The following is a 26898-nucleotide window of genomic DNA, read 5'->3' as shown; positions in this document are numbered from 1 at the left end:
ACAAAGCTGGGGCTTAAGAAAGGAGGAGACGGAAGAGCCAAAGAGGACCGGAACATCTGTTCCGGTCCTCTTTCAGGTGGCCGCCGGTTCGGCGGCCTCTAAGGAGTCAACTGCCCCCAGTCGTCGGCCGTCTGCCCGCTGCCCGCGGCCCTCGGTCAGCGGCTGGCTAGCGCCGCTTCTTCTTGCCGGCCCGGCGCGGGGTGTCCTGCGCGGCGGCCTTGGCCGGGTTGCCGGAGCGGCCGGATGCCTTGGCCTCGACGCGGGTCTGGGCCGCGCCGTCCTCGCCGGGAGCGGTGTACTGCAGCTGGGCGGGCTTCTCCGGGGCCTCGAGCCCGGCAGCGCGGATCCGCGGCTCGTGGTGCTCCGTATGCTCGCCCGCGGCGTCGGCGACGACCACATCCTCGGCGGGGGTCACCTCGACCTCCAGGTTGAACAGGAAGCCGACGCTCTCCTCGCGGATGGCCTCCATCATGGCCTGGAACATGATGAAGCCCTCGCGCTGGTACTCCACCAGCGGATCACGCTGGGCCATCGCGCGCAGGCCGATACCTTCCTTCAGGTAGTCCATCTCATAGAGGTGTTCCTGCCACTTGCGTCCGATGACGGACAGGACCACGCGGCGCTCGAGTTCGCGCATGCTCTCGGAGCCGATTGCGTCCTCGCGGGCCCCGTAGACCAGGCGCGCGTCGGAGAGGATCTCTTCCTTGAGGAAATCCACGGTGATGCGAGACTTTCCGCCGGCCTCGTCGATCAGGTCGCGCGGGGTGACAGTCACCGGGTAGAGGGTCTTGAGGTTGGTCCACAGCAGGTTGAAGTCCCAGTCGTCGCCGGTTCCTTCGCTGGTCGCTTCGTCGATGAAGGCGCTGATGGTGTCTTCGAGGAAGAACTGGACCTTCTCGTGCAGGTCATCGCCCTCCAGGATGCGACGGCGGTCGCCGTAGATGGCTTCGCGCTGGCGGTTCAGGACGTCGTCGTACTTCAGGACGTTCTTGCGCTGTTCGGCGTTACGGCCCTCCACCTGGCCCTGGGCCGAGGCGATGGCGCGGGAGACAAGCTTGGATTCGAGCGCGACGTCGTCCGGCACCGAGCTGTTCATGAGCCGCTCGGCCGCGCCGGAGTTGAACAGGCGCATCAGGTCATCGGTCAGGGACAGGTAGAACCGGGACTCACCGGGGTCGCCCTGGCGGCCGGAGCGGCCGCGCAGCTGGTTGTCGATCCGGCGTGATTCGTGCCGTTCGGTTCCCAGCACGTACAGGCCTCCGAGGTCGAGGACTTCCTCGTGCTCGTCCTTGACCGACTGCTTGGCTGCCTCGAAGGCTTCCGGCCAGACGGCTTCGTATTCTTCGGAGTTTTCTTCCGGGTCCAGTCCGCGCTTGGCGAGTTCGGCGACGGCGGTGAACTCGGCGTTTCCGCCGAGCATGATGTCGGTGCCGCGGCCTGCCATGTTGGTCGCGACGGTCACGGCAGCCTTGCGGCCGGCCTGGGCCACGATCGCGGCTTCACGGGCATGGTTCTTGGCGTTCAGGACCTCGTGCCGGACACCTTCCTTGGCCAGCAGCCGGGAAAGGTATTCGCTCTTCTCGACGCTGGTGGTGCCCACCAGAATCGGCTGGCCCTTGGCATGCCGTTCGGCAATGTCCTTGACGACGGCGTCGAACTTGACGGCTTCGTTCTTGTAGACGAGGTCAGCCTGGTCGAGCCGCGTCATGTCCCGGTTGGTGGGGATGGCGACGACGCCGAGCTTGTAGGTGCTCATGAACTCGGCGGCCTCGGTCTCGGCGGTACCTGTCATGCCCGCGAGCTTGCCGTACATGCGGAAGTAGTTCTGCAGCGTGACGGTGGCGAGCGTCTGGTTCTCGGCCTTGATCTCGACGCCTTCCTTGGCTTCGATGGCCTGGTGCATGCCCTCGTTGTAGCGGCGGCCGGCGAGGATGCGGCCGGTGTGCTCGTCCACGATCAGCACTTCGCCGTCCAGGATGACGTAGTCCTTGTCCCGCTTGAAGAGTTCCTTGGCCTTGATGGCGTTGTTCAGGAAGCCGATGAGCGGGGTGTTGGCGGACTCGTACAGGTTGTGGATGCCGAGGTAGTCCTCGACCATTTCGATCCCGGATTCGAGGACGCCGACGGTGCGCTTCTTCTCGTCGACCTCGTAGTCGGTCTCGGCCTTGAGCCGCATGACCACCTTGGCGAACTCGCCGTACCAGCGGTTGGTGTCACCCTGCGCGGGTCCGGAGATGATGAGCGGCGTACGGGCCTCATCGATGAGGATCGAGTCCACTTCATCGACGATCGCGAAGTGGTGGCCACGCTGGACCAGTTCCGACTTGTCCCAGGCCATGTTGTCGCGCAGGTAGTCGAAGCCGAATTCGTTGTTGGTTCCGTAGGTGATGTCTGAGGCGTACTGTTCGCGGCGCACAGCGGGGTCCTGGTTGGACAGGATGCAGCCGCTGCTCAGGCCGAGGAAGCGGTACACGCGGCCCATAAGATCGGACTGGTATTCGGCCAGGTAGTCATTCACGGTGATGACGTGGACGCCGTTGCCGGCGAGAGCGTTGAGGTAGGCCGGAGCGGTGGCCACCAGCGTCTTGCCTTCACCGGTCTTCATTTCCGCGATGTTGCCCAGGTGCAGGGCGGCGCCGCCCATAAGCTGGACGTCAAAGTGGCGCATGCCGAGGGTGCGGGAGGCTGCCTCACGAACGGCGGCGAACGCCTCGGGCAGGAGATCGTCCAGCTTCTCGCCGTCGATGTGCCGTGCGCGGAGACGGTCCGTCTCTTCTCGCAGTTCGGCGTCGGTGAAGGTCTGGAACGAGCTTTCAAGGGCATTGATGGCATCGGCGTAGTTCCGCAGTTGCCTCAGGGTTTTTTTGTCACCCGTACGGAGAAGTTTTTCGATAAGTGATGCCACGTGAAGTTGCTCCCAGTCTCAAGCTGCCGAATTCTGGCGTGTTTAGTCTACGGGAGAGACAAAGCGCCGGTTACGCCTGTTCCCTCAGAGCGGATAGACCCCCTGATGTCCCGGACACGGCGTCCGCGAGCGCCGGGGCCAGGTCCCCCGCGGGGGAGACAACGACCCGGTCCAGTTCCAACCACTCTGCCATGAGCCGCAGTTCCGCGGCGAGTTCGACGGCGGTGTCGGCCGGAGCGCCGGGCTCGGCATGGGCGGCCCTGGCCAGCAGCAGCCCGGCGGTGCGGTCCGCTTTGAGGTCGACGCGGGCCACAATGCCGTCGCGGAGCAGGAACGGCAGCACATAGTATCCGAAGCGGCGCTTCGGCTCGGGGGTGTAGATCTCGATCCGGTAGTGGAAGCCGAACAGCTCTTCAAGCCGGCGGCGCTCGAAGACCAGGGAGTCGAAGGGGCTCAGCAGTGCCCGGCCGCTGGCCGTGCGCGGAAGTTTGGCCTCGACGTGCCGGTACAGGGGCCTGTTCCAGCCGGCCACCGTGACCGGCCTCAGCCTGCCCGCCCCGACCAGATTGTTGACGGCGACGGCGGCGGGCCGCAGCGGGGACCGGAAATAGTCCGCAAAGCACCGCACCGTGCCGATCCCGTGCGCCTGGGCGGCGGCGTCGATCAGCCGGTCCATCGCGGCTGCCGGGTCCGGCTCCGCGCCGGCCGGGGCATCCGGGGCCCGCGGGAGGACCCTGGCGGTGAGGGTGTAACGGCGTTCGAAGGAGTCCGTGCGGGAGGCCGCGGAGATGAGGCCTTCCTCGAAGAGGTGCTCCAGGACCCTCTTGACGGCGTTCCAGTTCCAGCCCCAGTTCTCCTGCTGCCGGTCCTCCACGTGACCCAGCCGGGCCGTGAGTTCGGCGGCGGTCATCGGTTTGCCGGCGGCGAGAGCCTCGAGCACCCGGGCCGCGACGCCGCTCCGCAGTTCCTGGTCCATGGCGTGCGCGTCGACCCACTTCCGGCTCTGCCACAGCACAAGGTCCTGGAAATGGTCCGGCCGAATGAAGCTGGCCTCGTGGGCCCAGTACTCCATCATCCGGCGCGGGTGTGTGCCGGCCATCCGCTGCAGGATGGCGCGGTCGTAGTTCCCCAGCCGGGCGAAGAACGGCAGGTAATGGCTGCGGGAAAGAACGTTTACGGAGTCGATCTGGACCAGGTTCAGGCGGGCAAAGGTACGGCCCACCGCCCGTGCAGTCACGGGTCCGGCGGGCCGTACTTTGTCCAATCCCTGGGCTGCCAGTGCGATCCGCCGGGCCTGCTTGAGGCTCAGCGATTCGTGCACGTCAGTCCTTTCATCGGATGGTCTGCACCACCTTATGCGCTGGCCGGCTCATCCTCGGAACGGTACGCGATGATCTGCTCTTCCAGCTGGGCCTTGCCCGGTTCGCAGGTCTGGTCCAGGGAGATTACTCCGTAGGTCCACCCGTCGCGGCGGTAAACCACGGACGGCGCCTTGGATTCCTTGTCCACGAAGAGGTAGAAGTCGTGGCCCACGAGCTCCATGTTGTCGACAGCGTCGTCGAGGGTCAGGGATGCTGCGGGGAAGACCTTCCGGCGGATCAGCACGGGTGAGTCTCCGGCCGGGATGTCGTTCTCGACCTCATAGGGTGACTTCTCGGCGGGAGCTGCCTTGGGCTCCTGCCAGTGGCTCGCTTCCTCGTAGATGGGCTCACGGGTACTGGCCGGCTCGAGGGTTGCCGTCGCCTCGGTGACGGACTTGGGAGTGTGCCTGCCGTGGTGGACCTTCTTGCGGTCCTTGGCCCGGCGCAGGCGTTCAAGAAGCTTGTTGTAGGCGAGATCGAACGCGGCGAATTTGTCTGCGGCGCTGGCTTCGGCACGGATCACGGGGCCGCGGCCCAGGACTGTCAGCTCAACCGTGAGCATCTCATCGGTCTGGCGGGCCTTAGTCTCCTTGGAGACCTTTGCGTCCACCCTCTGGACCTTGTCCCCCAGCGAGGCGATCTTCGAGATCTTCTCGTCGGCGTACTCGCGGAACCGGTCTGAGACCGTCAAATTGCGTCCGCTGATCATGAACTCCATGGTGCCCTCCAAATGACTTCGGTGACACGACAGCTGCACTTCCTGGGGCTGATTTGACTGACAGTCGAGCCCCTTTCCGAGCCGCTATCGACAGGTACATCTGTTCTTGGTACCCATCTTCGACGTTAGTTCATAGCCTTCTCTTATTCATCCTTTTTTGGTTTATTTTTTTCTTTGCCGTCCGTCGCTCCCGCAACAATGCGGCCAGCGGCAACGAACCCGGTGGTGACCGGCGGGCGTGTCGCGGCGAGGACGACGGCGCCCCGGACCAGGCCACCCGCGGCCCGCACCACCCGGGCGGCTTCGGCCAGCGTTGCCCCGGTGGTGAGCACGTCGTCAACGATGATGCAGTGCCGGCCCCGGAGATCCGGCGGGTGCAGCCCTCCCCTGGCCCGCATGGATCCGCGTACCCGCTGCGCCCGGGCGCCGCGCCCGAGTCCTTTCTGCCCGCCCGACGGACCGGCCGCGGCTCCCATGGTCCCGGCCCGGGCAATCGGCCGGGCCCGGGCCGCCGGACCGGCCTTGCGCAGGGCGTCGACGACGGTGAATCCGCGGAGTCCCCCCGCCGGGCTGCCGGCGCCGAGCCGGCCAAGCAGGAGATGGACGGGGCTGAACCCCCTCTTCCGGTAGGCGCCGCCGCTCGTGGGTACCGGGACCAGCAGCAGTCCCCCAGCATCCCCTGCGGCAGCCCTGAGAGCACGCGCGAGGCCCCTGGCCAGCACATCCCCGAGCTGCCCCTGGCCATGGCTCTTGAAGGACAGCAGGGCCTGCGCCAGCTCCCCGCGGTACGCGCCGGCGGCCACGACGGCCAGGAGCACCGAGCCATCCACATCCATCAGGGCGGGGGCCTGCGCCTCGGCCCTGAAGGGTGTCCGGGTCAGGAGGCGGACCTGCCGCTCGCAGCCGCCACACAGGGCGAGGTCCTCCGCACCGCAGCAGACACAGTCCACCGGTACGGCAAGAGCCAACAGCTCCGCAGCGGCCGCACCGGCCAGGTCCGCCATCCGCAGGAGCGGGCGGCGGTAGTCACCGCGGTGTTTGGCCGCCGTCGGTGCCGCCGGGGCGAGGTCCGGGTCCGCGGCGCCACGGTGGTCCGTGCGCCCGCATCTGCCGTACGGCTGTCTGGGTGATTCCACCCGCCAAGGCTCCCGCGGCGCCGGGAGCCCCGGAAGCGTCTGCAGCCCCTATGTGGAAAACGGGGTGTGGAAACCAGCTGTTGGACGGGCGGCGGAACCGGCCTATCCCGGGAAGGACGGATCGATCGGGCCCTTGAGTTGCGGCGACCAGCCGTTCCCGAGCCGCTGGAAGATGCCTTCCGCGGACTGGGCGAAGATTTCCTCCGGGCCGTTTCCTGCGCTCAGTGCGGTCAGCCCGGGCCACGGCGACAGCTGCTGCGGCTGGGCGGACGCGAGCGACAGCAGTTCGGGAGTGACGCTTTCGCCCGCGGAGCCGTTCATCACGGCGACTGTAGTGTCGTCCACCCACACGCCCTGGTCCGGCTCCCGGGAGGTCTGCAGTGTCATCGGCGCCGTGAGGTCCTTGGGCGTGCCGTCTGCCGCCCGGACGATGCCCGTCACCTGGACTTTGGTCTTGCCGTTCTGTTCGGAAATGACGAGGGCCCGGGCGCCTTCGCGGGACACCCTGAACTCCTTGACAATCCGCCCGGCAAGCCAGGTCGGCGCGAGGGTCACGGCCGGCACGGCGGACGCTTCGGCCACGCCGACGGGCCGGAAGGCTATCACTTCGGTGGCACCGCTGGCCCCGGGGCCGGCCGTCCAGACCCAGTCGTACCGGCCGAAGGAGGGCCGGGTCAGGCTGGCACGGGTGGTAAGCGCCCTGGCGGGCTGGCCGGGCACGATGGAGTACAGCGTGGTCCGGGCCGCGTTCAGGAACGCCGCCGACTGCGAGCTGGGAGACTCCGCGGGCGCCCGCGGCGCCAGTGCGGCGACGGACTGGATGTCCTGGAGCGGGGAGATCCTGTTGTTCTCGTACCGGACCAGGTCCTTGTTGTTGACGGCAATCTGGTGCGACGGGACGTTCTTGTCCCGGATCGGCGGCAGGACCGATCCGTTGTCCTCGACGCGGACCAGATCCTGGTTGGCGCGGAGCTCGACGTTGATGACGTCGGGCTGGCTGCGGAAAGTCAGGGCCAGCTGGGTCTGCATCCGCAGCCGGTCCTCGTTCGAGGCCTCCACGAGGTCCTTGGCGGTGAGGTCCACCTGGGCGGCGCCGGAGACCACCGGGACCGACTCGCGGGCAAGTTTGATGCCGGAGGGGAAAGCGCTCACGACTGCGCCCTTGAGATAGGGGGCTGGCCCGCCGAGGAGAGCGCTGGTCATGGCCTTGACGGTCTTCTTCTTGATGAACCACCGGACATCCGGGACCGCGTAGGTGAATGTGGGGTCGTAGAAGTAGATCGGGTAGGCCCCGTAAATGACCTTGAAGGTCTCCTCCGGGATTGCCGTCCCGTCCGGGATCTGGGCGATCCTCCATTCGCCGTCCACCTGGGTCAGTGCGGCGGGAATGTTCTCCTTGGTCCCCTCGGGCAGCTGGGTGGCAACCCCGTCCGCATCGACCGTGTAGGCAAGGTCGAGCTCATAGTTGAAGACATTTTCGACGCCGGTGGGCACCACCCGGGCGGACCGGAAGACGAGCGCCCGCTGGTCCGGTTTCCAGGTGACCGACGATGCCTGGGTGAGGTACTGGCGGGCCACAGCATAGTCGTCCTCGTAGCCGCTGCCGGCGAGGTAGAAGTCCTCGATCACCGTCTCGGGGCCCGCGCCCGGACGCGGCGCGGACGGAAAGAACACCGGGGCGTTCTTCGGGTTTCCGGCGCTCTCGTCCGTACTCTTGCCGACGGGCCCCGAGCGCGGGATCTGGGCACACGACGTCAGCAGGAACAGCAGGACCGCCAGCAGCACTGCGCCGGTGCGGGTGAACTTCCCCGGGCCTCCAATCATGACCACTCCTTCGTTCCGGCGCCGGTCGTCCCGGTCGGGCCGGTGGTGTCTGTGGTGCCTGTGTCCGCCGTGCCGGTGGCAGCGCCGCCGTCGGGATTGTCCTCACCGGCGGGGCGCCGCTCCGGGACCGGCACAGGGTCCAGCAGGACCATGGTCCGTTCCCGTCCGTTGCCGGGGATCCCGACGTCGGTGGGTTCCAGCTGCAGCGGGGACCTGGTAATGGTCCCGCCCTGGCGCAGCGGGAGGGTCAGCCGGAAGTTGGAGCCGCTCCCCTTCTTCCCCCAGCCCTGGAGCCAGCCGTTGTGGAGTTTGGTGTCCTCTGCGGCGATGGACAGGCCCAGGCCGCTGCCGCCCGTGGTCCGGGCGCGGGCCGGATCGGCGCGCCAGAACCGGTCAAAGACGCGGGCTGCCTCGGCCTGGCTCATGCCAATTCCGTGGTCCCGGACGGCCACGGCCACGGCCGCATCGTTGGCGGCCACGGATATGCTCACGGGCCGGCCCTCGCCGTGTTCCAGGGCGTTCAGGACGAGGTTGCGCAGGATCCGGTCGAACCGCCGGTCGTCCATCTCCACGATGATGCTCTCGGCGGGGGCATTAAGCGTGACCCTGGAGCCGTACCCGGCGGCGACCGGGGCCACGCCTTCCATCACGTGCGAAATGACCTGCACGATGTCGGTGGGTTCGGCGTCGAGCATGGCGACGCCGGCGTCGAAGCGGGAGATCTCCAGCAGGTCCGCCAGCAGGGACTGGAAGCGTTCCACCTGGTGGTAGAGCAGCTCGGCGGAGCGCTTGTTGATCGGGTCGAAGTCCTCGCGGGCGTCGTAAAGCACCTCAGCGGCCATCCGTACTGTGGTCAGCGGGGTCCGCAGTTCGTGGGAGACGTCGGAAACGAAGCGCTGCTGCATCTGGGACAGGGTGGCAAGCTGGGTTATCTGTTCCTGGAGGCTCGCGGCCATGTGGTTGAACGAGGCGCCGAGGCGTGCCACCTCATCCTCGCCCTTTACCACCATGCGCTCCTGCAGCTGGCCGGCGGCCAACTTTTCAGAGACCAGGGCGGCGTGGCTGACCGGGCTGACGACGTTCCGGGTCACGTACCAGGCGACGGCTCCGATCATGAGCGCGAGCGCCGCGGCGCCCGCGAGCAGGACGTTCTGGATCTCGTCGAGGGTCTTCTGCGCCGTGTTGAGGTCGTAGATGAGGTAGAGCTCGTAGACGGTGCCGTTGAAGGTGACCTTGTTGCCCACGGCGATGCCGGGCCGGTCCTCGGTGCCCACCGGGAATTCCGTGGAGGCCCAGAACTGTTCCTTGCCCGAATCCTGCACGGCCTTGCGCAGCTCCGCTGGAATGACACTGATGGTGAGCTGGTCCGAGGCCCTCGATTCGACCCAGCGGTTGCGGGGTTTGGTCTGTTCGGGCATCGCTTCGAAGACGTAACGGCGCTGGATCACCGATCCGCGGCCTTCGACGGCGTTCAGGGTGTCGTAGACCAGGGTGATCACGCTGGACTGGTCGGTGACCTGCGCGCCGTCGAACGTGTCCTGGATCTGCTTGACGTTGTAGCGGGTCTCCGACTCGGCCTGGGCGAGACGCTCCTGGAAGAGGTTGTTGGCGATCTGGTTGGACAGGTACGCGCCCACGACGGCGAAGGAAGCGATGGCCAGCATCAGCGTGGTCAGCACCGTCCGGAACTGCAGGGACCGACGCCACTTCCGGTGCACCGAGCGCACCAGGTTCCGGATGCCGGGTACCAGCCCGAATACACCGGTGCGCACCAGCTGTGCCACCCGCACGCCCACAATGCGGGCTCGGCGGACCCAGATCCGGGTTCGGAAAGCCAGGGACTGCGCGCCGGGGATGTGTCCGGCGGCGGGGTGCGGCCCGGCGGTGGCGCCCGGTTCCGTTGCGGCATCAGGCCCGACGGCGGCCGGTGCGGCGTCAGATTCCGGAGTGTCGGCCGGGGTGCGGGCGGTGTTCTCCGGCAGGACCCGCTCGCTCAGGGCCCTGGGCGTGCCGTCCGAGGGCTCAGGAACCTGCTTTGTAACCGACACCACGGACCGTCAATACAACTTCGGGGGCTTCCGGGTCACGCTCGATCTTGGACCTCAGCCGCTGGACGTGCACGTTGACCAGCCGCGTATCGGCGGCATGGCGGTAGCCCCAGACCTGCTCCAGAAGGAGCTCCCGGGTGAAGACCTGCCAGGGCTTGCGGGCCAGGGCAACCAGCAGATCAAATTCCAGCGGCGTCAGCGAGATCCGCTCGCTGCCGCGGCTGACGAGGTGGCCGGCGACGTCGATGGTGACATCCGCGATGCGCAGGGTTTCCGGTGCCTTCTGGTCGCCCGGACGCAGGCGAGCACGGACGCGGGCCACGAGTTCGGCGGGCTTGAAAGGCTTCGGAACGTAGTCATCGGCGCCCGATTCCAGGCCCCGGACGACGTCGGAGGTGTCCGACTTGGCCGTCAGCATAACGATCGGCACATCCGACTCGGCGCGGATCTGGCGGCACACTTCGATGCCGTCTATGCCGGGAAGCATCAGGTCGAGCAGCACAAGGTCCGGCTTCGAGGAACGGAAAACTTCCAGGGCCTGCCCGCCGTCAGCGCAGAAGACGGGTTCGAACCCGTCGTTGCGCAGCACAATACCGATCATCTCGGCGAGCGCCTCGTCATCGTCCACTACCAGAATGCGTGCCTTCATAGTTATATATTCCCCTATTGAAATGGCTTTGTCGTATTCGGCGCTTCACCGGCATGGCGTGCGCTCCGGCGGCAGGACGGGCCAGCCTGCCGCCGCCGCCACCATTTCGACCACGGGAATCCGCCCGGACGCGTGTGACCCGACGCTCAAACTTCAGGCCAGGGATGTGCCTGTGCCGTCCGGACCCGGTGAGCGCCGGCGGTGATGAGCGGGCCCGACACAACACGGCCCGCTGTGACATTCCGCGGATTGTCCCGCATGCTGTGGACAGGCACACGTCCGGCCAGGACGGGCAGAATGACCAGGAGGAACCCGTGAGCACCCCCATCTACGAGCTCGCCCTCGGCCGCGACTTTGGCCGTCTGCAGCCGGAACTGCAGGACTATTTCTCGCTCGCCCCGGGCTCCGGCCGCTACGGCGTGGGCGAGGGTGTGTTCGACGTCGTCGGCTGCCGGCAGCGCTAGCTGCGTCCGCTGCTGCGCCTGGCCGGCGGGGAGCAGGCGTTCTTCCCGGAGTACGGCGAAGGCATCCCGTTCCGGATCGAGAACCACGCCCACCTGGACCCGTTCGGCCGGTCAAGCCTGACGGCCCGGCGGGAAATCTTCTTCCCCGGCACCACCCGACTGTTCCACGACACCACCAGCTTCGATGATCCCGGCAGCAGGCACGGGCTGGTGGACTACGTCGGCCGGTACCGCAGGCTCGTCACGGACCTCAACCTCAGCGTCACCGCCGGCGGCAGGCTGCGCGGGGTCTCGGAGTCGTCGCGGCTGTTCCTGGGGCCACTGCGGATTCCGCTGCCCGCTGCCTTGGATGCCAAGGCCTACGCCGAACAGTGGTGGGAGCCGGGCGAGGGCGGCACGGGCAAGCACCGGATCCAGGTCAAGGTGATCCAGCCGCAGATCGGCCTGGTGCTGGTCTATGCCGGCCACTTCGACTACCGGCTGGAACCCTACCCCGGCGGCGCCACTGCCCCGGGATACCTTCCCGAGCGCGCCCGTCCGGACCGCTGGGAGCGCCGCGTCTGACAGCGGGGCTACCTGCGGGACTACCGGCGGGGCTTCCGGCGGGGCTACCGGCGGGGCTTCCGGCGGGCTTCCGGCTCGCGACGAGGATCAGCCGAGGGCGAGCTGATTGAGCCCGTCGGCCACCTGGGTCAGCCGCACGAGCGCAGCGGTCGCAGCGGAAGGCGAATGCCCCTCGAGCCCGTCCGACGGCGTGACCCGCACCGCGCTCAGCGTGGACGCCGGCAGGCCGAGCTGCCGCCACGGCCGCCAGACGGTTTCGACGACGTCGGCGACGCGGGGCAGTGCCGCGCCGGGCCGGGCCAGGTCCAGAGCTCCGGCCCAGAGCCGTTTTCCGTCTTCTACCGCACCGGCCAGCTGCTCCCACTGACGGGAGGTGAGGGCACGGAGCGGCACGGCGATCCCGTCCGAACCCGCAGCCAGAATCCGGTCAAACGGCGCCTCGATTTCAGGGACCGCGACGACGATTTCGATGGCCCCGGCTTCCCGCAGCGCGTCGATGACCACCTGCCAGGAGTCGGTGGCTTCCTGGCCTGGAACCGAGCGCAGGGTCCGGTAGCCGCTGGAGGTGGGGATGGTGCCCGCCAGCACGGACGCAATCTCCGGCTCGTCGATCTGGACCACGATGCGGGCCCCGGGGGCCGCCGAGGCAACCCGGCTGAGGTAGCTGCCGGCACCTGCTGCCAGGGAGTCCGCGAGGTCGCGGCGGGCGCCGTAGTCAAGCAAGGCGCGCTCGCCGTTGTGCAGATGCAGGCCGGCGGCAAGGCTGAGCGGGCCGCGCAGCTGGATCTTGATGTCCGTGGCCGGGGTGTCCTCGGCTCCGATGACGTCGGCCAGGATGTTGATGTCGGTGGAGAGGGCCGAGCGCGCCCGTTTCAGATCCTTGCCTGGCCGGTCCACGATCCGCCAGCCATACGGTTGCACATCGACGGACACGTCCACCAGCAGGGAGGCGGTCCGGCCGAGGGCGTCCGATCCGACGCCGCGGTCCGGCAGCTCGGCGAGGAAAGGCAGGTGGGGGCTGCCGAGTTCGCCGCGGATGATGCGTGCGGCCTCAACCGGGTCTTCTCCGGGCCAGGGGCCCAGGGCTGTGGCGGTGACCTGGTCCGGCTCAGGGCGGATGGGGGCGGGCACGGCTAGGCGTCCGCGGAGACGGCAGGGTCCGCGGAGACGCGTGTCTGGGAGTTGGCCGCCTGTGAACTGGCGGCCTGGGCTGCGGCCTCGTGATCCTCAGCGATGGCCTCGTGGTGGCGGATGACCTCGCCGATGATGAAGTTCAGGAATTTCTCGGCGAAGGCCGGGTCCAGGTGCGCCTCTGCGGCGAGCCGGCGCAGGCGGGCGATCTGGGCGGTTTCCCGGCCAGGGTCGCCGGCGGGCAACTTGTGGGTGGCCTTGAGGAATCCGACCTTCTGTGTCGCCTTGAAGCGTTCGGCGAGGAGGTACACAAGGGTGGCATCGATGTTGTCGATGCTGGAGCGGATCGACAACAGTTCCGCCATCACCGCCGGATCCACCTGACCGGCCAGCGAGCTGGCCCCGGGATCATAGGAATCGGCATCGGGATGAGTCTGGTTCTGCTCGGTCATTGACCCAGTCTAGGGGCAGTGCCGCCAATCAATCCGCCTGTTAAGCGCCGCCCCGGCTGGCCTGGGTGGATGCCTTCCCGGCGCCTTGTACAGCGCCTTCCCCGGTGTATTGCCGGGCTCGCTCTCCGGCGCCTGCCCCGGGATCTGATGCAAAGTCGTGGGTCGTGGCTTGATCCTGGCGGGTTTGGGGGCGCGGTTGGCGTTTCCGGCCAACGGCCTACTGCCACCATCACCGTCGGGTGGCTTTGGCGATGTTGGTGATTTTGGCTATCCGGTGCTGATGGCGAGGTTCCGCTGCGAGACCATGAGCCGCGGCGCGTTGCCGCGGCGCACCATCGATTGATTTCCAGGTATGTCAGGTCCGGGGACAACTGGCGGGCGCACGTGGCGGGCGCCCATTCGACAAAGATGGCCGGTATAAGACCGTCATCCCGGCCATCTTTGGCGAATCGCTGCCATGGCGGCCGCCCCGCACCCCACTATGCCCCGAATAACCTGTCCGCAACCACGAAACCCCGCCGCTGAGCATGCTCAGCGGCGGGGTTGCTGCGTACGTCCTTGCTCCCCGGGTGGCGACGTTCCAGCCCAGTTGCCCGGCTCCGGAACGCGCATCAGCCCCACGAAACCGCCGGATTCCGCGGATGCTGCGTGGTGCGTGTGGAAGCAACTGGGCGGGAGCGTCGTGCCGGAGCCCGGGGACCCCCATAGCGGCCATCTTTGGCGAACCGCCGGAGTCCTAACCGGAAGATGCGTCAGGTAAGGCAGGACGATCCATGGTTGTGGAGGTATTCCAAGTGGCAACGGTTAGTGTGCATCGTTCGCAGCGAACGGTGGGCATGTCCGGTCAGCGGGTACCCGCCGGAGGCTTAGCTGTGGAGCACCTCGCGGAATGCCTCCCGGCGCCGGGCCTGCTCATCCGGGTCTGGAACCGGCAGCGAGGCGATCAGCTTCTTCGTGTAGGCGTGCTGCGGGTTGCCCATCACCTGGTTGCCGAGTCCCTGCTCCACCATCTTGCCTTTGTAGAGCACACCGACCCAGTGGGACAGGATATCCACGACGGCAAGGTCGTGGCTGATAAATAGGGCGGCGAAGCCGAATTCGGCCTGGATCTCTTTGAACAGTTCCAGCACCTTTGCCTGCACCGAAACGTCAAGCGCAGAGGTCGGCTCATCGGCGATCAGCAGCTTCGGGTTCAGGATCAGCGCGCGCGCCAGGGACGCGCGCTGCCGCTGTCCGCCGGAGAGTTCGTGCGGGAACCGTTCCGCGTACGACGCCGGCAACTGCACCGATTCAAGCAGCTCACGGGTCCGCTGGCGTGCTTGCGCCGGAGTCGGGTTGCTGTGGATGATGAGCGGCTCGGCGACGCAGTCTCCGATGGTCAGCTGCGGGTTGAAGGACGCCGCCGGGTCCTGGAACACGAAGCCGATCTGCTTGCGCAGCGGCTTGAAGGTGCGTTCCTTGAGATTGAGCATCTCGTAGCCCAGCACCTTCAGGCTTCCGCCCGTGGTCCGGTTCAGCCCCGCGATGGCCCGGCCGATGGTGGTCTTGCCCGATCCCGACTCACCGACGAGCCCGAAGACCTCGCCCTCGGACAGTGTGAAGTTAACACCATCGACGGCCTTGAAGGCGGGGCTGCCCAGCCGGCCGGGGTACTCGATGGTCAGGTTCCTGGCCTCGACCAGCACTTTGCCGCCCTGGTGGGCGCGCTCGGTCATGCCTTCGGAGGCCGAGTTCCTGCCCAGGTGCGGGACAGCGGCCAGGAGCTTTTTGGTGTAGTCCTGCTTCGGTTCGGCGAAGAGCACCCGCGAGGAGGCCTCTTCAACGACATCGCCCTGGTACATCACGACGACGCGGTCGGCGAGGTCCGCCACCACCCCCATGTTGTGGGTGATGAGCACGATCGAAGTGCCGTACTGGTCGCGGAGGTCCCGCAGTAGCTCCAGGATTTCGGCTTGCACGGTGACGTCCAGGGCGGTGGTTGGTTCGTCGGCGACGATCAGCCCCGGGTTCAGCGCCAGCGCCGCGGCAATGACCACGCGCTGCTTCTGCCCGCCGGAGAACTGGTGCGGGTAGTAGTTGACCCGGGTTTCCGGATCCGGGATACCCACCTTGCGGAGCGCCTCGATCGCGCGCCCCTTGGCTTCCTTGGCGCTCACCCGACCGGCTCCGCCGTGACCGGCGTGGGCGCGGATGCCCTCGGCGATCTGCCAGCCCACGGTAAAGACGGGGTTGAGCGCGGTGGACGGTTCCTGGAAGACCATGGCCACGTCCCGGCCCCGGATCTGCCGGAGCTTCGCCGCGCTGACGCTGATCACGTTGTTGCCGTTGATCAGCACCGCTCCGGAGCTGATCGCGGTTTCGGGCAGCAGTCCGAGGATGGTCTTCGCCGTGACGGTCTTGCCCGAGCCGGATTCGCCCACAATCGCCACGACTTCGCCGGGGTTGACTGTGAGGCTCACGTCTTTGACGGCGTAGACGTCGCCGGCGTCGGTGGCGAAAGTGACCTTGAGGTGGTCGATGTCGAGGACCGGTCCAGCGCTTGTGCCGCGCTTGTCAATGTTGGTGGTCATGAACTTCTCACTTCTGCTGCGATTGCGGCCTGGGCGGCGGTGCTGGAATCGGGGCCGCCTTTTCCGGAGGAGGCTGCCTTACGGCCCCGCAGGCGGGGATCGTTAAGGTCGTTGATGCTCTCGCCGACCAGCGTCAGTCCGAGAACGGTGAGGACCATCGCCAGGCCCGGGAAAACGCCCGTCCACCAGATGCCCGAGGTGGTATCCGCCAGCGCCTTGTTGAGGTCGAAGCCCCACTCGGCGGCCGAGGTCGGCTCAATGCCGAAGCCGAGGAAGCCCAGGCCGGCGAGGGTAAGGATGGCCTCTGAGGCGTTGAGCGTGAAGATCAGCGGCAGGGTGCGGGTGGCGTTCTTGAAGACGTGGCGGCGCATTATGCGGATGTTGGAGGCGCCCACGACCTTTGCCGATTCCACGAACGGTTCCGCCTTGAGCCGGATGGTCTCAGCCCGGATGACGCGGAAGTACTGCGGGATAAAGACCACGGTGATGGAAATCGCCGCCGCCAGGATGCCGCCCCAGAGGCTCGACCGGCCACCGCTGATCACGATCGCCATAACAATGGCAACGAGCAGCGACGGGAAGGCGTAGACGGCGTCGGCAATCACGACGAGGATCCGGTCCAGCCAGCCGCCGAGGTAGCCGCTGACCAGGCCCAGTGCCACGCCGATGAAAATCGACATGACCACGGCCACGATGATCACCAGGACTGCGGTCTGGGCGCCCCAGACAACACGGGAAAACACATCGTAGCCGCCGACTGTGGTACCCATCAGGTGCTTACCGCCGGGGGGCTCCTGCGACGGAAAGCTTCCGTCGGCGTCGGAGATCTGGGAGAAGCCAAAGGGGGCAATCAGCGGCGCGAAGATTGCGGTCAGCAGGAAGATGATGGTCAGGACGAGCCCGGCGACGAGCATTCCCCGCTGCAGGCCGACGCTTTTGTTGAAGTGCGAGATGACCGGCAGACGCCGGAACCAGGGTGCGCGGCGGTCCGTGCCGGTTTCGATAATGGGAGCGGTGCTCATGTCAGTACCTCACACGGGGGTCGATCAGCGCGGCAACAATGTCCACGATGAAGTTGGTCACGGCCACGATCACTGCGAGGAGGACCACGATGCCTTGGACGGCGACAAAGTCGCGGGCCGTCAGGTAGGTGGCCAGTTGGAAGCCGAGGCCCTTCCATTCGAACGTCGTCTCCGTCAGCACGGCACCGCCCAGGAGCACGGCAATCTGCAGGCCCATCACAGTAATGATGGGAATGAGGGCCGGTTTGTAGGCGTGCTTGGTGACGAGGCGGAATTCGCTGACGCCACGCGAACGGCCGGCTTCCACATAGTCTTTGCCGAGGGTGCCGATCACGTTGGTCCGGACCAGGCGCAGGAAGATGCCTGCGGTCAGCAGGCCAAGGGCGAGGGCGGGCAGCACGGCATGTGCCATCACATCGGCAAGGGCGGCCATATTGCCGCTTCGGACGGCGTCCAGCCAGTAGATGCCGGTCGGGGCCTGCAGAGCCGTGAGCGCCAGTTCGCTCGAGGTCTTGGCCCGTCCGGCCACCGGGAGCCAGCCAAGCCAGACCGCAAACGTCAGCTTGAACAGGAGTCCGGAGAAGAAGACGGGAGTGGCATAGCAGAGGATCGCGAAGATACGCAGCGCGGCGTCGGGGGCCTTGTCGCGCCGGTGCGCGGCGATCATACCCAGCGGGATGCCGACAAGCAGCGCCACGAGCACGGCGTTGATCGAGAGTTCGAGGGTGGCCGCGCCGTACGTGGCGAGCATTTCCGAGACCTTGCGGTTGTCGGACAGCGTGGTGCCGAAGTTTCCGGTGATCAGCTGTCCGAGGTACTCAAAGTACTGCACAAAGATGGGCCGGTCGTAGCCGGCGGCGGTGATCCGCTCCTGCAACTGTTCCGGCGGGAGCCGGCCGCCCAGGGCTGCCGTGATGGGATCGCCGGTGATCCGCATCAGGAAGAACACCATGGTGACCAGGATGAGGATGGTAGGAAAGATCAGGAAGAACCTGATCAGGATGTATTGGCCCAGTCCCCCGCCGGACGACTTCTTCTTTGACGGCAGGAGGCCGTCGGCGTCGGTTGGCGGCGCCTCAATAAATGTTGTCATTGGTACCTCAGTGTGTGATCCGGGAGCCTCGTGAGTCCCAGCATCTGTGTGTCCTGTCCCAGCACGAAAGGCGGGGCGCCGTGCAGGCGCCCCGCCTTTCGGCTGGTCAGAACCGGATGGGGAATTGGACCTACTTGGAAATCACACCAAGACGGGTCTTGAAGGAAGCGTCCAGGGTCTTTTCAACACCCTTGATGTCCTTGCCGGCGACCATCAGCTGGGCGCCCTGCAACAGCGGAAGCGTGGACAGGTCCTTGGCGACGGCCGTCTGGGCCTCGCCGAGAACCTTCTCGCGCTCGGACTTGTCCACGGTGGTCAACTGCTTGCCGATCAGATCCGTGACGGTGGAGTTCTCGTAGTGGTTCTTTAGGAAGTTGCCCGGGATGAAGAACGGCGTGAGGTAGTTGTCGGCGTCAGAGTAGTCCGGGAACCAGCCGAGCTGGTAGACCGGGTAGACATCCTTGGTGCGGTCCTTGTTGTAGGTGACCCACTCGGTGGACTGCAGGTCCACCTTGAACAGGCCCGACTTCTCCAGCTGCTCCTTGATCATGGCGTACTCGTCACCGGAGGACTTGCCGTAGTGGTCGGGGTTGTACTGCAACTTCAGCGTAATTGGACCGGTGACGCCGGCATCTGCGAAGGCCTTCTTGGCCTTGTCCAGGCTGGGCTTGCCGCTGCCGTCGCCGTACATGTCCTTGAGCGGCTTGATAGCACCGACGAAGCCGTCGGGAACGACGGAGTACGCGGGCAGGTAGGTGCCCTTGTAGACCTGGCTGGCAATGGCGTCGCGGTCCACGATGTTGGCCATCGCCTGGCGGACGGCGAGAGCCTTCTTGGGATCGGCGTCGGCTGCCTTGGCGCCGAACGGCATGGTGTCGAAGTTGAAGACGATGTAGCGCAGTTCACCACCGGGTCCCTTGTGGACCTTGACCTTGGAATCCTTCTCCAGGTCAGCGGCATCGGTCGCGGTCAGGCTGCGGCCGGCGACGTCGATGTTGCCCTGCTGGACGTCCAGCTTCAGGTTGTTGGAGTCCGCGTAGTACTTGATGGTGGCACTGTCGTTGGCCGGCTTGCCGAGCAGTCCCTTGTAGTCGGGATTCGCCTTGAGGCTGACGAGCTCGTTCTTCTTGTAGCTCTCGATCGTGTACTGACCGGCGAAGGGCTTGGCCTTGACGATTTCGTCGTCGCCCATCAGCTTGTCGGCCGGGAAGACCTCTTCGTCGATGACGGGTCCGGAGTTGGCTGCGAGGACGCCCGGGAAGACCTGGTCATTGCCGGCCTTCAGTGTGAAGACCACGGTGGAGTCGTCCTTGGCCGTGACCGAGGCCAGGTTACTGAACAGGGACGCGGGGCCGTTGTCGTCGGCGATCTTGACGATCCGGTCGACCGAGAACTTGACGTCGGAGGACGTCAGCGCGTGGCCGTTGGCGAACTTGAGCCCGGACTTGAGCTTGACGGTGTACTCCGTGGGGGTGGTGAAGGACGCGGACTCCGCGATGTCGGGGGTGGCGTCAGCCGTCCCCGGCTTCGAGTTCATGAGGAACGGGTAGATCTGGTTCATCACCATAAAGGAGCCGGCGTCGTAGGAGCCGGCCGGGTCGAGGGTGACGACCTTGTCAGTCGTACCGTAGGTGATGTTGCCTCCGCCGGCGGCGCTGCCGGAGGACGTTGCGCCGCCGGACGGGCCCGTGCAGGCGGTCAGTGCGAAGGCTGATACCCCGGCGAGCGCGATGGCGCTCTGCAGGGCCTTTTTGTTCATTGCCATCTGTGAACTTTCTGTTCGATGAGTACTGGTGCGCGGCCCGGAAATGATTGTTCTCATGACTCGGCGGGCAGCACGCTGTCCTGATTCCTTGATTCAACCAGAAAACCACGCGGTGAATCGTTACATCTTGTGAGATGAGACACAAAATTTACACGAACCGGAGGAACTCATCATTATCTTCAGCAATCCTGCCCGGGTTCCGGCAGTCGGCGGCTGCCCGGCGACACGGAACGCGAGTTAAGACAGCCGGAGCACCGCACATCGAATATGTGCGGTGCTCCTGCAAAGAATGCCTTTTTGTTAGAGCGCTGCGCGCTGCAGTGACCGGGCCGTGTCGATGGTCGCCTGTCCCAGCACGCGGGTGCCCTGGTAGAGCACCACCGTCTGCCCGGGCGCGACACCGCGCAGCGGCTCCGTCAGGGTGACCACGAGGCTCCCGTGCTCGCCGCCGGCGGCGTCTGTCCCGCCGTCACCGGCGTCCGCGCGTTCCATGTGCGCCTTAGCCGGCACGGGGTCCCCGTGGGCGCGGACCTGGGCATAGCAGTCGAACTCCTCGCCGGTGTGCACCTCGGCGATCGGCAGCCCGGCCCAGGAAACCTTGATGCCGCGGATCTCGTCGATGGCCAGGAGGGCCTCGGGCCCTACCACCACCTTGTTTTCCTTCGGCCGGATTTCGAGCACAAAGCGCGGCTTGCCGTCGGCGGCGGGCGTGCCCAGCTTCAGGCCGCGGCGCTGGCCGACGGTGAAGGCGTTGGCGCCTGGGTGCTCGCCGACTTTCGCGCCGGACTCGTCCACGATGTCCCCGGTGGTCATCTCGATCTTCTCGGCCAGCCAGCCGGCGGTGTCGCCGTCGGGGATGAAGCAGATGTCGTGGCTGTCCGGCTTGTTGGCAACGGAGAGGCCGCGGCGTTCAGCTTCGGCGCGGACCTCGGCCTTGGACGGGGTGTCCGCCAGCGGGAACATGGAATGGCTGAGCTGTTCATGGGTCAGGACGCCGAGCACGTAGCTCTGGTCCTTGGCCCAGTCCGCGGCACGGTGCAGTTCGGGGTTGCCGCCGGCGTCGCGGATCACCTTGGCGTAGTGGCCGGTGCAGACGGCGTCGAAGCCCAGCGCGATCGCCTTCTCCAGCAGCGCGGCGAACTTAATCCGTTCGTTGCAGCGCATGCACGGGTTGGGCGTGCGTCCGGCGGCGTATTCGTCGATGAAGTCCTGGACGACGTCTTCCTTGAACCGCTCGGAGAAATCCCAGACGTAATACGGGATGCCGAGCACGTCGCAGGCCCGCCAGGCGTCGCGGGAGTCCTCGATGGTGCAGCAGCCGCGGCTGCCGGTACGCAAAGTGCCGGGCATCCGGGACAGCGCCAGATGGACCCCGACGACGTCGTGTCCCGCCTCGACGGCGCGGGCGGCGGCAACGGCGGAATCAACGCCGCCGCTCATGGCTGCAAGAACTCGCATACTGGCTTTCTCTAGGGTTCGGGGGTGTTGCCGGCATTGGCGGCCGCTCTTCGCCACGGCCTGTTCACGGCCGGCTATTTCCAGCCGGCTATTCACGGGCGGCAATTCGCGGCCGGGGCCGCAGGAATAACACAACGCCTGCCGCCCCATTCTATCGCCACGCCGGATCCTCCCCAAAAGCCCTTGACGGGGCCACGCCACCCTTCTAACGTCAGGATTACCGGTTTTAGAATCAGAGGCACGCACCAGCGGGATTCGAGGGGACATGGCGGAGAATATCGTGATCGTCGGCGGCGGACTGGCCGGCGCCATGGCCGCCAAGACCCTGCGTGCGGAAGGGTTCACCGGGCCGGTGATCCTGCTGGCCGAAGAGCCCCACAACCCGTACCTTCGCCCGCCGCTGTCCAAGGACTACCTGCTGGGCAAGGCGCAGGACGACGCCCTGCCGGTGGTGCCGGCTGGCTGGTATGAGGAGAACGGCGTCGAACTTCGGCTGGGCGCCCCCGCCACGTCCCTCGATCCGGCCGCCCGCACCGTGAGCCTTGGTGACGGCAGCCGGCTGGAGTATGGCTCGCTGCTGCTCGCCACCGGCTCACGCCCCCGGGCCCTTCCCCTGCCGGGCAGCGACCTTGATGGGGTCGGCACCTTCCGGACGGTGGATGACAGCCGCAGCCTGCGCAAGCAATTATCCGTCGGCGGCCGGAGCGTTGTGATGATCGGCTCGGGCTGGATCGGCATGGAACTGGCCGCGGCGGCGAGCGTCTATGGCAACACCGTGACCCTGCTGGGGCTGGAGGAGGTGCCGCTGGGGGCGGCGATCGGCCCCGAGTTGGGCGGGTTCTTCCGTTCACTGCACGAGGCCAACGGCGTCCGCTTCAGGCTCCCCGCCTCAGCCGCGGAGATCACGGGCCGCTCGGGACGCGTCACCGGCGTCGTCACCGACGCGGGTGAGGTCCTGCCCGCGGACCTGGTGGTCATGGCCGTGGGCGTGGTCCCGGCGGTGTCCCTGGCCGGGGCCGCCGGCATCGGACTGCAGAACGGCATCCTCACCGACGCCTCGCTGCGGACGTCCGCGCCCGGAATCTTCGCGGCTGGCGACGTCGCCAACGCCCTGCACCCGTTCACCGGTGAGCACCACCGCAGCGAGCACTGGTCCAATGCCCTCAACGGCGGCAAGGTCGCGGCCAGGTCCATGCTGGGCCAGGCCGCCGTGCTGGACGCGGTCCCCTACTTCTACACCGACCAGTTCGACGTCAGCATGGAGTACTCCGGTTTCCCGACGCTGATCACCGGGCCGCCCACAATCCGGGGCTCGCTCGAGGCCAAGGAATTCCTCGCCTTCTGGCAGCGCGACGGCCGGGTGGTTGCGGGAATGAGCGTGAACTGGCCGCGGTCTGGCAGGCCGCAGAAGATGATCAAGGCGCTCATCACCTCGAAGTCGGGGCTGCGCCCTGATGTTTTGGCGGACCCGGCCGTCCCGCTGGATCAGCTCCTTCCAGGGGCCTGACGGGCGGACTCACGGGCCACCGTTCCGGCCGTCCGGATGGTGGACTCGTGCCCGGCCATGCCGGCCTGGCGCGCACGGGAGACGGCGCCGGGCAGGGCGGCCAGCAGGGCGTCGACGTCGGCGCCGGTGGAGGAATGGCCCAGGGTAAAGCGCTGGGCGCCCCTGGCCGTGCTCTCGTCCAGGCCCATCGCCAGCAGCACGTGCGACGGCCGGGGAACCCCCGCCGTGCACGCGGAACCGGTGGAGGATTCCACCCCGGCCAGATCGAGAAGGAAGAGCAGGGAGTCACCTTCGCAGCCGGGGAAGGTGAAGTGCGCGTTGCCCGGCAGCCGGCCGGGACCGGGAGCCCCGCGGAGCACGGCCCCGGGCACCGCCTCGAGGACGCCGTCGATCAGCCGGTCCCGCAGCGCGGCGATCCGTGCGGCCTCTTCGGGCAGCTTCGCGGTGACGGCTCCGGCGGCCGCGGCGAAGGCCGCGATCGAAGCCGTGTCCAGGGTTCCGGAGCGGACGTCGCGTTCCTGTCCCCCGCCGTGCTGGACCGGGGTCAGTGTCACGGCGCGGCCCAGGATGAGAGCTCCGACGCCGACGGGGCCGCCGATCTTGTGCCCGGAGATGGACATGGCGTCAAGGCCGGCGCCGCGGAAGTCCACAGGAACGGAGCCGAAGGCCTGGACGGCGTCGGAATGCACCGGCACGCCTGCAGCGTGCGCCAGCTCCACGATCCTGGCGACAGGCTGGATGCTGCCGACCTCATTGTTGGCCCACATCACCGTGACCAGGGCGATGGACGAAGGATCGCGGGACAGCTCGGCCGCCAGTACCGCAAGGTCCACGACGCCACCGGCATCCACCGGCAGCCAGCTGACCTCGGCGCCCTCGTGCCGTTCCAGCCACTCCACGGTGTCCAGCACCGCGTGATGCTCGACGGCGGCGCACAGGATGCGGGTGCGGGCCGGGTTCTCGGCGCGCCGGGCCCAGAACAGGCCCTTGACGGCGAGGTTGTCGGCTTCGGTCCCGCCCGAGGTGAAGATGACTTCGGAGGGGTGTGCCCCGGCCGAGTCGGCCAGCACCTCGCGGGCGTCCTCGACGGCGCGCCGGGCGCGGCGGCCCGATCCGTGCAGCGAGGAGGGGTTGCCGGTCCGGGCCAGTTCGCGGGTCAGTGCCGCCAGAGCCTCCGGGGCCAGGGTGGTGGTTGCGGCGTGATCAAGGTATACGGGCACAGGACAATTCTACCCGCGGGCCCTAGCCGCGGCGTTGCCGGGCCGCCTGCGGCAGCGCAGGCCGGAGCCGCCCGGCAGGACCCGGTACTGGTGTACATTCGAGCGGTGAAAGCGTCCCTCTACCTTGTGCTGGCCACCCTGTTCTGGTCCGGCAATTTCGTCGTCGGACAGGCCGCGGTGGCCTCCATGACCCCACTGGAGCTGACCTTCTGGCGCTGGGCCCTGGCGGCCGTGCCGCTGCTGCTGCTGGCCCACTTCATCGAGAAGCCGGACTGGCGCGCGGTGCTGCGCCGCTGGCCGGTGCTGCTGTTGCTCAGTGTCCTGGGCATGAGCGGCTACACGCTGTTGCTCTACGGCGCGCTCGGATACACCTCTGCGATGAATGCCTCGCTCATTACGGCCGCGAATCCGGCCCTGATTGTGGTCATGGCGGTGGTCCTGCTCGGCGAGAGGACCACCCGCCTGGGCTGGCTCGGCATCTGCCTCGGCCTGCTGGGTGTGCTGCTGGTACTGACCCGGGGTGAACTGGAGCGCGTCTTCAGCCTCTCCATCAACACCGGCGAACTCCTCATGATCGGCGCGATTGTGGTCTGGGGATTTTACACGATCGTCGCCCGCCGGCTGGATGTGCCGGCGATCTCGGCCACCGCCGTGCAGGTGGTGATTGCGACCGTGACGCTGGCACCCTTCGCCGTCGCCATGAACGTGCAGTTTCCCGACACCGCGGCCGAAGGCTGGTCGCTGGCGTACATCGCCATATTCCCCTCGCTGGGCTCCTACCTGTTCTGGAACCTTGCGCTGAAGACCACCCCGCCGGGAACCGCCGGGAACTTTCTCAACCTGATGGTCGTCTTCACGGCCATCATCACGGTGCTGTTGGGGACCCCGCTCAGCCTCGTGCAGATCGTCGGCGGACTCATGGTGATCGCCGGTGTCCTGCTGACCGGAGCCAAGGGGCAGGCCAGGCTCAAAGTGGCCTGATTTCAGGGCCGGAGCCGGTTAATGGGCTTAGAGCGGCCTGATCCGGGCGCAGCACTGCGCCGGCTGCGCCGTGCCCCGCGTCCTGAGATCCTCGATGTCGAGCGCCTGTACGCGGTCCGGGTCGAGGCCGCAGCCCGCCGCGGCGCCGCCGAGGAAGGCTCCGTTCATGGCGCAGACCACCCCGGTATGGCCTTCGGCGAGCCGATGGAAAGGGCAGTTCAGCAGCACGAGGCCGCCGTCGCCGTCGCTCTCGGGACGGTACCCTTCCGAGGCAAGGAACCCGGCGAACGTGGCCCCTTCGGGTGCGGACCGGGCTGTTGCCTGGCCCCGCGCAAAGGCCGCCCGGACCAGCGCCTCCCGGGCGGAGACGCCGTCGGCCGCCGCATCTTCGATGGCGGAGACCATCAACTCGGCGGCAAGGTCGTAGTTACGGTCCGGCACCGAGGCGGCGATCTCCTGGACGGCGGCCACGTACAGCTTGGCCGGACGGCCCGAGCCTGGTCCTCCCCTGCCGCCCAGCTTCCGGAACTCCACGGCCAACAGGCCGTCCCGAACCAGCCGGTCCAGCTGGAAGGAAGCCGTGCTCCTGGGCAGGCCGAGGGCGGCTGCGGCATCGTCCCGGCTGACGGCTTCCGGGGCGGAGACCACGAAGTTGAACAACGTCCGGCGGCTCTCGTCGCCCAGGGAGGCGACGGCCGCAATCCTGCGGTTCCACGGGGCTCGGATCATGGAATCAGCCTAACTCTAAAAACAAGGTTCATTGCTTAATCTGCCGCACCATTCTAAAATCAAGTTATCCACTTTTAGAAGGAGAACCCATGAAATCCTCGCCAGCCCTCTCATCGGCTTCAAGCCCCCCGGCCACGGCCCCGGAGCGGCAGGCGTTCCTGCTGCTGCGCACCGTCTTCACCGTCGCCCCGATTGTTTTCGGCCTGGACAAGTTCACCAATCTGCTGGCCGACTGGACGATGTATCTGGCGCCGGTTGTCACGTCCGCGGTCCCCCTGCCGGCGCAGAGCATTATGTACATCGTCGGCGTAGTGGAAATCGTCGCCGGCCTGGCGGTGGCGCTAAGGCCTCGCTTCGGATCGCTGCTCGTGGCGGTCTGGCTGCTGGGGATTATCGTCAACCTCATCCTGCTGGGCAGTTTCTTTGACGTGGCACTCCGGGATTTCGGCCTGCTGGTGGGAGCGCTGGCGCTGAACAGGCTGTCGCCGAAGAGGGCCCCATGAACCGTTCCTGAACGTGGGCGGCCGGAGCCGTGGTCCGGCTTGGTCCGGTGCGGCTTGGTCCGGTGCGGGTCAGTCCGACGGCGGGACGACGGCGAGGCGGGCCGCGACGTCGGCCCGCGCCGCCGTGAGGCTGGCGGCGTCCGGGCATGCGACGGAGACGTAGACGGAGGAGCCCGCCTTGCTGAAGAGCCGGGAGTAGACGGCCGATGACCGGCCGCCAACCGGCGCTCCGCCCTCGAGCACGAGCACCTCGACGCTCGGGGCGGGCTTGCCCGGCTCCCCGCCCCAGCGCAGGGTGTCCGGCTTCAGGAAGGACGGCAGGATGGTTGGGTCCAGGTACTGGAAGAGTGCCTCCGTGGACGCCTTGTCATCCCCCGCGACGGTGAGCGGTCCCTGATTCGCTCGGACCCGGGCTGAAACCACGCAGCCGTCAGCCTTCAGATATTCGCTGACACCAGCCACATCCTGTGTGCCGGGCGTCCAGCCGGGGGCCCCGCGGAGCCCATCGGAGAGTTGGACGGGCACGCCGGCGGCCAGGCTATCCCCGGCGGCGAAGGACATGTCGCGTGCGGCGACGGCCGCGGAGTCGTGGCCGGGGGTCACGGTGGGGGTGGCCAGGGTCGGCGCAGCCGGAGTCGCCTTGGGCGCGGCCGGATCCGGGACTCCGACGCTGCAGCCTGCGAGAGTTGCGGCGATGATCAGCGCCGGCAACGCACTGATCCCCCGGTACGCCCGCTGCCCACGCAGGAAAACGGGCATGGTGACGCTTTTCGCTGCCAATCCTGCTTCCGGACAACT

The 26898-nt window shown here is 67.1% G+C and carries 20 protein-coding genes and 1 pseudogene; 4 read left to right on the top strand and 17 right to left on the bottom strand.

Translation table 11 applies throughout. The annotated features are described in order from the left end of the window. Window positions 1-166 precede the first annotated feature (166 nt). From secA to mtrA, 7 genes are all read right to left on the bottom strand, one after another. The gene (gene secA, locus ACZYZE_RS05815; protein ID WP_459316852.1) at window positions 167-2905 is read right to left on the bottom strand and encodes a preprotein translocase subunit SecA; all 2739 of its coding nucleotides are present in this window, start codon (window positions 2903-2905) and stop codon (window positions 167-169) included. Window positions 2906-2975: 70 nt separating this feature from the next. Next, window positions 2976-4226 (bottom strand): winged helix-turn-helix domain-containing protein, encoded by a 1251-nt coding sequence (locus tag ACZYZE_RS05810; protein WP_463906760.1) that lies wholly within the window; start codon window positions 4224-4226, stop codon window positions 2976-2978. A gap of 32 nt (window positions 4227-4258) precedes the next feature. Then, the gene (gene hpf, locus ACZYZE_RS05805; protein ID WP_459316854.1) at window positions 4259-4984 is read right to left on the bottom strand and encodes a ribosome hibernation-promoting factor, HPF/YfiA family; all 726 of its coding nucleotides are present in this window, start codon (window positions 4982-4984) and stop codon (window positions 4259-4261) included. 143 nt (window positions 4985-5127) lie between these two features. After that, complete coding sequence (locus ACZYZE_RS05800; RefSeq protein ID WP_459316855.1) at window positions 5128-6120, bottom strand: ComF family protein; 993 nt, start codon at window positions 6118-6120, stop codon at window positions 5128-5130. A gap of 102 nt (window positions 6121-6222) precedes the next feature. Then, on the bottom strand, window positions 6223-7944 hold the full coding sequence (locus tag ACZYZE_RS05795) for an LpqB family beta-propeller domain-containing protein (protein ID WP_459316856.1): 1722 nt from the start codon (window positions 7942-7944) through the stop codon (window positions 6223-6225). Beyond that, on the bottom strand, window positions 7941-9740 hold the full coding sequence (gene mtrB / locus ACZYZE_RS05790) for an MtrAB system histidine kinase MtrB (RefSeq protein WP_459317074.1): 1800 nt from the start codon (window positions 9738-9740) through the stop codon (window positions 7941-7943). Before mtrB ends, ACZYZE_RS05795 begins: the two co-directional genes overlap by 4 nt. A 226-nt stretch (window positions 9741-9966) precedes the next feature. Beyond that, a complete protein-coding gene (gene mtrA / locus ACZYZE_RS05785; protein ID WP_459316857.1) occupies window positions 9967-10641 on the bottom strand; it encodes an MtrAB system response regulator MtrA in 675 nt (224 codons plus the stop codon). A gap of 314 nt (window positions 10642-10955) precedes the next feature. On the opposite strand from mtrA, the pseudogene ACZYZE_RS05780 reads away from it, so the two are divergent. Then, window positions 10956-11669: pseudogene (locus tag ACZYZE_RS05780) on the top strand (DUF4166 domain-containing protein). Between the two features lie 87 nt (window positions 11670-11756). On the opposite strand, the gene ACZYZE_RS05775 reads toward ACZYZE_RS05780, so the two are convergent. The 7 genes from ACZYZE_RS05775 to mnmA form a co-directional block, all read right to left on the bottom strand. Continuing rightward, window positions 11757-12800, bottom strand: coding sequence for a uroporphyrinogen decarboxylase/cobalamine-independent methonine synthase family protein (locus tag ACZYZE_RS05775; RefSeq protein ID WP_459316859.1), 1044 nt, complete (start codon window positions 12798-12800; stop codon window positions 11757-11759). 2 nt (window positions 12801-12802) lie between these two features. After that, on the bottom strand, window positions 12803-13252 hold the full coding sequence (locus ACZYZE_RS05770) for a chorismate mutase (RefSeq protein WP_459316860.1): 450 nt from the start codon (window positions 13250-13252) through the stop codon (window positions 12803-12805). An 866-nt stretch (window positions 13253-14118) separates the two neighbouring features. Then, entirely contained in the window at window positions 14119-15822 is a 1704-nt protein-coding gene (locus ACZYZE_RS05765) for an ABC transporter ATP-binding protein (protein ID WP_463906759.1), read from the bottom strand. Next, on the bottom strand, window positions 15819-16844 hold the full coding sequence (locus ACZYZE_RS05760; protein WP_459316862.1) for an ABC transporter permease: 1026 nt from the start codon (window positions 16842-16844) through the stop codon (window positions 15819-15821). Before ACZYZE_RS05760 ends, ACZYZE_RS05765 begins: the two co-directional genes overlap by 4 nt. Before the next feature lies 1 nt (window position 16845). Then, entirely contained in the window at window positions 16846-17937 is a 1092-nt protein-coding gene (locus ACZYZE_RS05755) for an ABC transporter permease (protein ID WP_459316863.1), read from the bottom strand. 130 nt (window positions 17938-18067) lie between these two features. After that, a complete protein-coding gene (locus ACZYZE_RS05750) occupies window positions 18068-19702 on the bottom strand; it encodes an ABC transporter substrate-binding protein (RefSeq protein WP_463906758.1) in 1635 nt (544 codons plus the stop codon). A 300-nt stretch (window positions 19703-20002) separates the two neighbouring features. Further along, window positions 20003-21142: a tRNA 2-thiouridine(34) synthase MnmA gene (mnmA, locus tag ACZYZE_RS05745; protein ID WP_459317075.1), complete on the bottom strand. Its 1140-nt coding sequence runs from the start codon at window positions 21140-21142 to the stop codon at window positions 20003-20005. A 283-nt stretch (window positions 21143-21425) separates the two neighbouring features. Between mnmA and ACZYZE_RS05740 the strand changes: the two genes are divergently transcribed. Next, the gene (locus ACZYZE_RS05740; RefSeq protein ID WP_463906755.1) at window positions 21426-22667 is read left to right on the top strand and encodes an NAD(P)/FAD-dependent oxidoreductase; all 1242 of its coding nucleotides are present in this window, start codon (window positions 21426-21428) and stop codon (window positions 22665-22667) included. Here ACZYZE_RS05740 and ACZYZE_RS05735 read toward each other — a convergent pair. Next, entirely contained in the window at window positions 22646-23887 is a 1242-nt protein-coding gene (locus ACZYZE_RS05735; protein ID WP_463906753.1) for a cysteine desulfurase family protein, read from the bottom strand. The genes ACZYZE_RS05740 and ACZYZE_RS05735 overlap by 22 nt on opposite strands. 105 nt (window positions 23888-23992) lie before the next feature. Between ACZYZE_RS05735 and ACZYZE_RS05730 the strand changes: the two genes are divergently transcribed. Then, complete coding sequence (locus ACZYZE_RS05730; RefSeq protein WP_463906751.1) at window positions 23993-24868, top strand: DMT family transporter; 876 nt, start codon at window positions 23993-23995, stop codon at window positions 24866-24868. Between the two features lie 27 nt (window positions 24869-24895). On the opposite strand, the gene ACZYZE_RS05725 is transcribed toward ACZYZE_RS05730, so the two are convergent. Further along, a complete protein-coding gene (locus ACZYZE_RS05725) occupies window positions 24896-25597 on the bottom strand; it encodes a helix-turn-helix domain-containing protein (protein WP_463906750.1) in 702 nt (233 codons plus the stop codon). An 89-nt stretch (window positions 25598-25686) separates the two neighbouring features. On the opposite strand from ACZYZE_RS05725, the gene ACZYZE_RS05720 reads away from it, so the two are divergent. Then, complete coding sequence (locus tag ACZYZE_RS05720) at window positions 25687-26100, top strand: hypothetical protein (RefSeq protein ID WP_463906748.1); 414 nt, start codon at window positions 25687-25689, stop codon at window positions 26098-26100. A gap of 69 nt (window positions 26101-26169) precedes the next feature. Here ACZYZE_RS05720 and ACZYZE_RS05715 read toward each other — a convergent pair whose 3' ends face one another. Continuing rightward, a complete protein-coding gene (locus ACZYZE_RS05715; RefSeq protein ID WP_463906746.1) occupies window positions 26170-26859 on the bottom strand; it encodes a hypothetical protein in 690 nt (229 codons plus the stop codon). Window positions 26860-26898 lie beyond the last annotated feature (39 nt).

This window comes from Pseudarthrobacter woesei, from assembly GCF_055412745.1.
Note: the sequence above shows the minus strand (reverse complement) of the source record. Positions and strands in the feature narration are given on the sequence as shown.